General features: G+C 42.7%; 9 protein-coding genes and 1 pseudogene. 8 read left to right on the forward strand and 2 right to left on the reverse strand.

The window, feature by feature from the left end:
• The coding region (locus tag CKW00_RS13045) for an IS3 family transposase (protein ID WP_143544219.1) at positions 1-97 on the forward strand (97 nt) is incomplete at its 5' end.
• Positions 98-144: 47 nt separating this feature from the next.
• On the opposite strand, the gene CKW00_RS13050 is transcribed toward CKW00_RS13045, so the two are convergent.
• Positions 145-879: a SurA N-terminal domain-containing protein gene (locus tag CKW00_RS13050; RefSeq protein ID WP_158221323.1), complete on the reverse strand. Its 735-nt coding sequence runs from the start codon at positions 877-879 to the stop codon at positions 145-147.
• A 169-nt stretch (positions 880-1,048) separates the two neighbouring features.
• On the opposite strand from CKW00_RS13050, the gene CKW00_RS13055 reads away from it, so the two are divergent.
• From CKW00_RS13055 to CKW00_RS13070, 4 genes are all read left to right on the forward strand, one after another.
• Positions 1,049-1,255, forward strand: a complete 207-nt coding sequence (locus CKW00_RS13055; protein ID WP_076570527.1) for a cold-shock protein — start codon at positions 1,049-1,051, stop codon at positions 1,253-1,255.
• Between the two features lie 79 nt (positions 1,256-1,334).
• Positions 1,335-2,948 carry an ABC-F family ATP-binding cassette domain-containing protein gene (locus tag CKW00_RS13060; RefSeq protein WP_095822929.1) on the forward strand — a complete coding sequence of 538 codons (1,614 nt, stop codon included), beginning with the start codon at positions 1,335-1,337 and terminating at the stop codon, positions 2,946-2,948.
• A gap of 135 nt (positions 2,949-3,083) precedes the next feature.
• Complete coding sequence (locus CKW00_RS13065; protein WP_095822930.1) at positions 3,084-3,908, forward strand: LysM peptidoglycan-binding and 3D domain-containing protein; 825 nt, start codon at positions 3,084-3,086, stop codon at positions 3,906-3,908.
• 107 nt (positions 3,909-4,015) lie between these two features.
• The gene (locus CKW00_RS13070) at positions 4,016-5,008 is read left to right on the forward strand and encodes a zinc-binding dehydrogenase (protein ID WP_095822931.1); all 993 of its coding nucleotides are present in this window, start codon (positions 4,016-4,018) and stop codon (positions 5,006-5,008) included.
• 367 nt (positions 5,009-5,375) lie between these two features.
• Here the strand turns inward: CKW00_RS13070 and CKW00_RS13080 are convergent, their stop codons facing one another.
• Positions 5,376-5,978: a recombinase family protein gene (locus CKW00_RS13080; protein WP_095822933.1), complete on the reverse strand. Its 603-nt coding sequence runs from the start codon at positions 5,976-5,978 to the stop codon at positions 5,376-5,378.
• A gap of 266 nt (positions 5,979-6,244) precedes the next feature.
• Here CKW00_RS13080 and CKW00_RS13085 point away from each other — a divergent pair, with 266 nt between their 5' ends.
• From CKW00_RS13085 to CKW00_RS13105, 3 genes and pseudogenes are all read left to right on the forward strand, one after another.
• Positions 6,245-6,979, forward strand: coding sequence for an SDR family NAD(P)-dependent oxidoreductase (locus CKW00_RS13085; RefSeq protein WP_095822934.1), 735 nt, complete (start codon positions 6,245-6,247; stop codon positions 6,977-6,979).
• Positions 6,980-7,089: 110 nt separating this feature from the next.
• Positions 7,090-7,281 carry a hypothetical protein gene (locus CKW00_RS13090; protein ID WP_095822935.1) on the forward strand — a complete coding sequence of 64 codons (192 nt, stop codon included), beginning with the start codon at positions 7,090-7,092 and terminating at the stop codon, positions 7,279-7,281.
• Positions 7,282-8,264: 983 nt separating this feature from the next.
• Positions 8,265-8,472, forward strand: a pseudogene (locus CKW00_RS13105) (helix-turn-helix domain-containing protein); the annotation flags it as partial.
• Positions 8,473-8,882 lie beyond the last annotated feature (410 nt).

Here is an 8,882-nt window from a genome sequence, read left to right on the forward strand (position 1 = left end):
ATACATCAACTACTACAACCATGATCGCATAAAAGCAAAATTAGCTGGTTTGAGTCCCATTCAATACCGGACTCAAACCAGCCAATCAGCTTCCTAATAAAAACTCTAACTTTTAGGGGTCACTACCATTTCCGGGGGTTTCTTTTATACATTGACTTTAACGTCGGCTTTCTCACGAAGGGATTCAATGTGTTTGTTGACGGCTTCGCTCTGTTTCTGGGAAGCGAGCTGCTGTTTAATCTGGTCTTTCATCTCTTTGAAAGAGCCGAGTTGCTGCTGCTGTGCTTTCTGACCGTCTTTGTTGCCTTCTTCTTTCTGTGCATCCTGCTGTGCTTTCATCTGTTCCTTCATTTTCTCATACTGTTCTTTCGCTTCTTTATCCGTAACTTCCGGGACGTCTACGTTTTTGTCCACGTATTTCTGTGCTTTTTGACTTTTCTTCATTTCCTGTTTAATTTCTTCCTGAGACATATCGTTTTTTTCAAGGAATTTTTCCCACTGATCGTTTTCTTTGTACTGTTTTTTCATTTCCTCGAACTGCTTGTTTATTTCTTTATCCGATACTTTAATATCCATTTCTTCCGCCTTCTGCATCACAAGCTCTGTGCCGATCAGCTGATTGATGGCGGTTTTATTGATCTGATCTTCCTGCTTGGAAGCGTCCATGCCGAATTGTTTGTACTGCTGCTTGACGTTTTCTACATTGGATTCGAATTCCTTCTGGGAGATTTCCTCTCCGTTTACGACTGCTGCTGCTTCGCCTGAGTTGTTTTTGTTTTCTTTGGAGTCCCCGCTGCTGCTTTTTCCGTCATCTCCGGAAGAACATGCTGCCAGAAGAGTGACTGCTGCAACCAGAACGAGTAATAATACTTTTTTCATTGAAAAGCTCCTTTTCGTAAAAACGTTAATTGGAGTGTAGCACACAGGTATGGCGGTGTAAAACCTCCGGCGCGATTTACACATTTGTGCCATATAATTTTGACTTAACCGGAAAAAAGTAGTAAAATTAAAACAATTGTTTATTCTCTAGAATAAGAGGTGAGATAGTATGGCATTCGGAAGACAGAATCAGGAGAAAGCACCAGAGGAAGAAACATCCGTTTGGGAATGTACCGCGGAAGGTTGTAACTGCTGGATGAGGGACAACTTTAAAGATAAACAAGTTCATACATGCCCCGTCTGTGACAGCGAAATGAAACGCGCTACAAGAACGATTCAGGTCGTTGAGAATAAAAGCTTATACTATAATCAGTAGAAACGCGGATGCCCGCGTTTTTTATTTTGTGATTTCCTGATATAATAAATGAGAATTTTTGAATGGAGGATTAGTTACTATGCTGCAAGTACAAAACGTAAGTCTGCGTTTCGGGGATAGAAAACTGTTTGAAGATGTGAATATCAAGTTTACGGAAGGGCACTGTTACGGATTGATCGGGGCCAATGGTTCCGGTAAATCGACATTTCTTAAAATATTAAGCGGCGAACTGGATGCACAAAGCGGAGAGGTCGCTCTCGGCAAAGGGCAGCGTCTCGCCGTTTTGAAACAGGATCACTTCGCTTATGATGAATACAATGTTCTTGAAACAGTCATAATGGGATACGAACGACTGTATGAAGTAATGGAAGAGAAAAATGCGATCTATGCGAAAGGTGACTTCACGGAAGCGGACGGTATGCGTGCTGCGGAACTCGAAGGTGAATTCGCCGAGATGAACGGATGGGAAGCGGAATCCGAAGCTGCACGACTTCTTACGGGTCTCGGTGTAGATGATGCTCAGCACGATAAAAAAATGAGGGAACTTCCGGCAAACGACAAAGTCAAGGTGCTTCTCGCCCAGGCACTGTTCGGTAATCCTGATGTACTGCTTCTCGATGAGCCGACCAACCACCTTGACATCCACGCCATCCGCTGGCTGGAAGAGTTCCTCATCGAATTCGAGAATACAGTGGTAGTCGTTTCCCACGACCGTCACTTCCTTAATAACGTATGTACCCACATTGCGGATCTGGACTTCCAGAAAATCCAGGTATATGTAGGGAACTACGATTTCTGGTACGAATCCAGCCAGCTTGCCAGAAAGATGGCAGAAGAACAGAACAAGAAAAAAGAAGAGAAAGTCAAACAGCTGAAGGAATTCGTCGCCCGTTTCAGCGCCAACGCTTCCAAATCGAAACAGGCTACGTCCAGGAAGAAAATGCTTGATAAAATTACGCTGGATGACATCCAGCCATCGTCCAGGAAATATCCTTATATAGCTTTTCAGGCGGAAAGGGAAATCGGTAACGACTTGTTGACGGTGCAGAATCTTTCCAAGACGATAGATGGAGAAAAAGTGCTGGACAATGTAAGCTTTACACTCAATAAAGACGACAAAGTCGCTCTTGTCGGTTCTTCCGAGACGTCCAAAACGGCCCTTCTCGAAATACTCGCCGGGGAGATGGAACCGGATGAAGGTACGTATAAATGGGGGGTCACGACATCCCAGAGCTACTTCCCGAAAGATAACACGGAATACTTTGAAGGGAACGAGAAAACGCTAGTCGAATGGTTGAGACAGTATTCACCGGAAGACGAGACGGAGACATTCCTGCGCAGTTTCCTCGGTCGTATGCTTTTCTCCGGGGAAGAAGCACTGAAGAGCCCGAATGTTCTGTCCGGGGGCGAAAGAGTCCGCTGCATGCTTTCGAAAATGATGCTCTCCGGAGCCAACGTATTGCTTCTGGACCAGCCGACCAACCACCTGGATCTGGAGTCGATCACGTCCCTGAACAAAGGAGTGGCCAATTTCAAAGGTTCGGTCATTTTCGCCTCGCACGACCACGAGTTTATACAGACGGTGGCGAATCGTATCATCGAAATCACTCCTAATGGAATAGTGGATAAAGAAATGAGATATGATGAGTATCTCGATGACCCTAAAGCTCAGGCGGAAGCTCAACAAATCTAAGCTTTGTAATGTCTGTGCAATGTGAATGTTAATATTGCAAACAAACTGTTAGCTCCTTGTTCTTAAATTATTCTGTACACCTGTTATTATGGATATTGTGCAGATGAGAGATAACCATCAAGGAGGAATTAACAAATGAAAAAACAGATCGTTACACTAGCAACTACAGCAGCCCTTACAGGAGCATTCGCTACTACAGTAAGTGCTGAGGATCACAACGTAAACAGTGGAGATACACTTTGGGGCATCTCCAAACAATATAATGTGTCGGTAAGCCAGCTGAAATCCGTCAACGGCCTTAACTCCAACATCATTTACCCTGGACAGTCGTTGAGCGTGGACGGTAAAGCGGCAGAAAAAACAACAACAAATTCCAACGTCTATACCGTAAAATCCGGAGATACACTTCACAAAATCTCCAGCAGCCATGGCATCAGCGTGTCTCAGGTGAAAAGCTGGAACAATCTATCCAGTAACCTGATCCACCCTGGAGATGAATTGGCGGTAGGAAGTAAAGCGGCAGTTAAATCAGCTTCTGACTCCAAACAGGAAGAGAAAGCGGCTTCCAGTGCAAGCAGCAGCTCTGCATCCGAGCAGAAACAAAGCAGCAGCACAGCATCTGAAAGCAGCAGTGCCAGCTCTTCTGAAAGCAGCTCCCAGGGAGATGTACAGAAGCAGTTCACAGCTGAAGCTACAGCATATACAGCTTATTGTGCAGGATGCAGCGGTGTTACAGCTACAGGTCAGGATCTGAAAGCCAACCCTGGTCAGAAAGTCATTGCAGTCGATCCTGATGTTATCCCGCTCGGTTCCAAAGTATGGGTCGAAGGATACGGAACAGCTATCGCTGGTGATACCGGTGGAGCTATCAACGGCAACCGCATCGATCTATTCATGCCTAGCCAGGACGACGCCCTTGACTTCGGACGTCAATCCGTAACTGTCAAAGTACTTGACTAATATATTTTTAAAACGAGAGTTCATCCTTAAAAGGGTGGACTCTTATTTTATTTTCCACAGATTATTGGTAAGCTGAAGGTAGTCTTAAAAGAAAGGGGATAAATAATATGAAAGCGATTGTACATGAACACAAGCAGGGAATCTCCGGACTTACATACAGGGAGATGGACGTAAGGAGACCCGGGGCCGAAGAAGTGCTTCTGAAAGTGAACGTGGGTGGACTGAACCGCAGGGATGTGGCGGTCGTCGAAAACAAACATGATCCGGAGTCAGGCCCTTTCATTCCGGGGTCCGATGCTTCTGCTACGATTGAAGAGACAGGAGCGGACGTCAAAGATTTTCAAAACGGGGAGGAAGTAATTATTTACCCCGGTCTCGGCTGGAAAGAGAAAAGTGATGCTCCGCCGGAAGGTTATGAAATCGTAGGGTTCCCCGAAAATGGGACATTCGCCGAGTATATCGTCATGCCAGCGGAGAACGTGCGTAAAAAACCTGATCACCTGACGCTTGAGGAAGCGGGAGTGCTGTCTCTTGCGGCATTGACCGCTTACCGGGTGATGTTCACCCGTGGAAATATAACGGAGGAAGATACGATTCTTCTGCCTGGTATCGGGAGCGGTGTACTGACGTATGCCCTGAAATTCGCAAAAGCAGTCGGTGCCCGGGTCATCGTAACCTCCCGTTCGGAGGATAAGATGAAGGAAGCTCTTGATATGGGAGCAGACCGGGCCGTTTTCACCTATGATGACTGGAATGAAGTTCTTCATGACGAGACGATTGATGTAGTAGTCGAGAGTATCGGCGGGGACACGTTCCAGAAGTCCATCGATGCCGTAAGAAGAGGGGGCACTATCGTAACGTTCGGTGCTACAACGAAGGACACTTTCGAACTGGATATCAGAAGTTTCTTTTATGGCCAGTATAATCTTCTCGGTTCGACGATGGGGAGTATGGAGGAATGGGCGGACATGCTTCAGTTCATAGAGAAGCACGACATTCATCCTGTTGTAGATAAAATGTTTTCAGCAGAGGATTGTCAGGAAGCCTTCACGTACATTAAAGAATCCAAAAACTTGGGTAAAGTGGGTATTAAATTTTAATCTAGTTCTACTTTAAACTTAGTAGTAACTCCGAAATAAAAATTAATACCGGTTAAACAACCGGAAACATCTTATATAGAGAAGGAAGCTGATTTTTTCAGCTTCCTTCTTCTGATTATACGTAGTGCATACTGAGAATGATAATATAGGGACTGATTAAAAGCAGGAAACTTAACATAACTAATTTATAGTTCCGTAATACCAGTGCTACCATTCCTCCGAACAGACCGCTTATAAAGGTAAAAAAAACTGTATAAACCACTCCGTAATCCACAAAGAAAAAATACCAATAAGAGTGAAGACCCAGGAGGAAGAGAAACCAATAAATAATGTAGGGGAATCTTTCTTTCATTACAGCCGGACTCCTTTACCTATCATTTTCTACTTGTCGGACGAGTTTGTAAAAGGTCGTTTTTTTCACTTCCGCCTGTTTCATCGCCTGTGTTGCTGTAATGTTCCCTGATTTCCATTCGTCATAGGCATCCAGAAAAGTATCTGTAATTTCCGCTCTCGGACGACCCAAAGATTTGTGGGTATTCTTCATATCGCTTTCTTCTTCCTTTTGTATCTCGCTCTCATCACTTTCGTTTTTCGCCATCCATGTAAGCATCTGTGAAACGAGATCGGCTATGAATGTCCCCATGCTGTCTTTATACTTGGTTGTGTCCAGAAGAGGCATGTCCAGGACGACAATATCTACTTCAAGCTCTTTCGTAACCGTGTGCCATTCCTGCATAATCTCTTCTTTACTGTGCCCCAGATGGTCAAGGGAGTGGAGATAGAGAACATCGCCCGGGTAAAGAATCCGTTTAAGAAGTTCATAATTATCTTTTCGAACACTTTCTTCAGTGTTCACATCTGTAAAAATATCCCGATCCTGAATGTTTTTTTCCTTTAGATCAGTAATCTGTTTACTGTTTTTTCGTTCATTATTGTCAGTATATATGTATCCGTATTTTCTGTGTTCCATCGTACAGCCCCGCTTTTCTTATTTATTATTCATTCATATCATAACACAAACGTTCGCAAACTTTCATTACTTAAATTACAAATTATCTTAACCCAAATCAAGGAAAGCCCGCTAACTAATTTATGAACGTTCATTAATTAGTTGATTGATGGGGACTACCAGTCTTTTTTTAGGTTCCGTTTAATATTGCTGTACCTGCTTGTATAATCAGAAGTGACTGTTTCGAAGAATAAACCACTGGATTGTCTGATAAGGAGGTTTTTATAATGAGACGTTTTGAAAACAAAGTAGCACTGGTGACAGGCGGACGAAAAGGAATCGGCCGCGCCATAGCCAGACGCCTGAGTGAGGAAGGGGCAACGGTCATAACTGCACAACGCGGAGAGGATGAAGAATTTGCTTCTGTTACCGCAGATTTCTCCGATCCGGAAGCACCGGAGAAAATTATGGAAGAAGTCATCGCCCGCACCGGTCGACTGGATGTGCTGATTAACAATGCGGGAATGATGCAGGAGAGTTCTATTGAAGAAATGAGTCTGGAGGATTGGGAGAGGAATCTTAACGTGAATCTGACAGGTCCGTTTTTGATGATCCGTGCTGCCTTGCCGTATCTGCGAAGGACAAAAGGTACTATTGTCAATACCGGTTCGGTGGAAGGGCTGGCAGCGAACCCCGGACACGCGGCATACAGTGCCTCAAAGGCTGCCATACATGGATTGACACGTGCAGTAGCTGTAGATCACGGACATGAAGGGATCCGCTGTAATGCAGTAGCACCCGGCTGGATTGATACCGAATTGAATCTTGATTTTATCAAAAGCGCAGCAGATCCTGAAGCATTCCAGCGGGATATAGGAAACATCCACCCTTTGGCCCGTACGGGTACGCCTGAAGAAGTGGCGTCTCTTGTGGCTTTTTTGGCAGCTGACGAGGCCGGTTTTATTACAGGGCAGGTCTACCAAGTCGATGGAGGACGAACAACTAAACTGAGTCTGCCGTAACGTCAAGTTGTATCTGCCATATTTTCAGTGCAGGGATTGATGAAAGACGGACTATTTTTCTGAAGAAGTGGATTGTTTTTGCAGTTTATACAGTGAAAGGGAGGCTTTCGATGAGTGCAAGACTTAAAAACGGTCTTCTCTCCGCTTTGGTTTTTGCAGTTATTTCTATGTCCTTTAGTTACTTTGCTGAAGGAGAGATAAGATGGAATAACGTTATAGGCTTGGCTATAGGTGGATTTGTTTCCTGGTATTTTATTATACCCAGGATTAATAAGAGAAGAGCTGACAAAAAGAAGGGTTGAAGCTTAAATTCAAGACTGGCAGGAGGCTGGACACTGGTTTTGTTGTTAAGAATTTTAATGTTTTGAAGGGAGGGCCGGGTTATCGTTAAGTATTTTTATGGAATACTGGTAAGTATAATTCTATTTACAGGTGTTACAGGTTTAATTTCCGGAAGAGTAGAGGTGTCGGGTTTTATTTTCGGTGTGTCGGCTTTTGTTATTTTAGAATCATTAAGAAGAAGCGGAAAGAAATCCGACAATACGGAGGAGCATGGAGAAGTAAACGGGAAAATTTATAAGTTTTCATTACTTGTCTTTTTGGTGTCCACTACAGTATTAACTGTAATTTTGACCATTAACAGTTATTTATTAGGAATGAACACTGTGAAAGCTGATTACATTCTTTTGTATCTAATGGTTACTTTTTATATTGCGTTGTTTTTAGGTCCTTCGTTAATAAAAAATAAATAAATGATCGGAAGCGGAGAAAAGACAGACTGCAATGTGTGCAAATGCTATATATTGAAATAAAGCATTTTAATTTATTACTAAGTAGTTACTCCGAACATAAATTAATATACATAATTATTAAGTCCAGGGTATTACAACAATACGGCATCACTAGGGAAAAAGCAGTTAAAAACCGGTTTTTAGATATAACGTGGCACTAAAGATAATGGTTTAGTTTCAAAATGTTACTCAGATTATCCAAATAACTATTAAACTACACGGCAGGAAAAACTTTTATTCATTAGAGCTTTCAAGTTTGGAGTGAAATAATTGAAAAATTCAGGCCAGTTATCTAAAAAGAGAAGATACCAAGAAAGATTTGCAGTTATTTATTTTGTCGTAGCTTTATTTTTTATAACAGTAATATTAGAAGGTGATTATAACGTTTTTATCGTGGCCGCCATCACTTTATCCATATATGTATTGGCGAGAATTCTGATAGGTGTCTACGTAGAAAAAAACGAGAGGGGGTCGTAATGAAGCGAAAGGATATATTTGAACGGAATTTGATTGAAGAACGCTCGGCTGCAGGACGAACAGCTGCAAGAGCAAGAGCACGTCTTGGGGGACGCCCGGAGAAGTTTGGAAAATAATATAGAAATGATGCGCTCTTTGATTACCAATGGGACTCCCATCAAAGATGTGGCGGAGAAGTGGGGAGTGTCCCGCACCACGATTTATCGTTATTTTGGAAAAAAGTAGATGGAAAGTATTGTTGCATATCGGTATCAAAACTTCAAAGTTTTGGACTGACCCGTTAAAGATCGAAAATTGAATAACAAATATTCTGACAAAAAATGGTTCGATTGATACAATGTAATATATAATCACTCAAGGGTGTGAATTACTTACCAACTAGTTTCTTTTTTAAGAGCTTCAAAGCTTTTTGTGTAAAATCGACTTATACAGGTGATTAGAATACTATAAACGTTTAAAATTAAGTAAATCAATCTGTGTTTTCTTAAAGTGAATATTATATTTAATTAAGGAGCATTCCTGTAAGGGAAAAATGCGAGGATAAATTGGAGTAGAAGCCAGATGCATAAAAGAAGCCCCCTTGGTACGATAGAGAGTGTCATGCATGACCTCGAATTAAGTACCGAAGGAGGACT

Origin of the sequence: Salimicrobium humidisoli (genome assembly GCF_002295105.1) — a bacterium.
Taxonomy (GTDB): Bacteria; Bacillota; Bacilli; order Bacillales; family Halobacillaceae; genus Salimicrobium; species Salimicrobium humidisoli.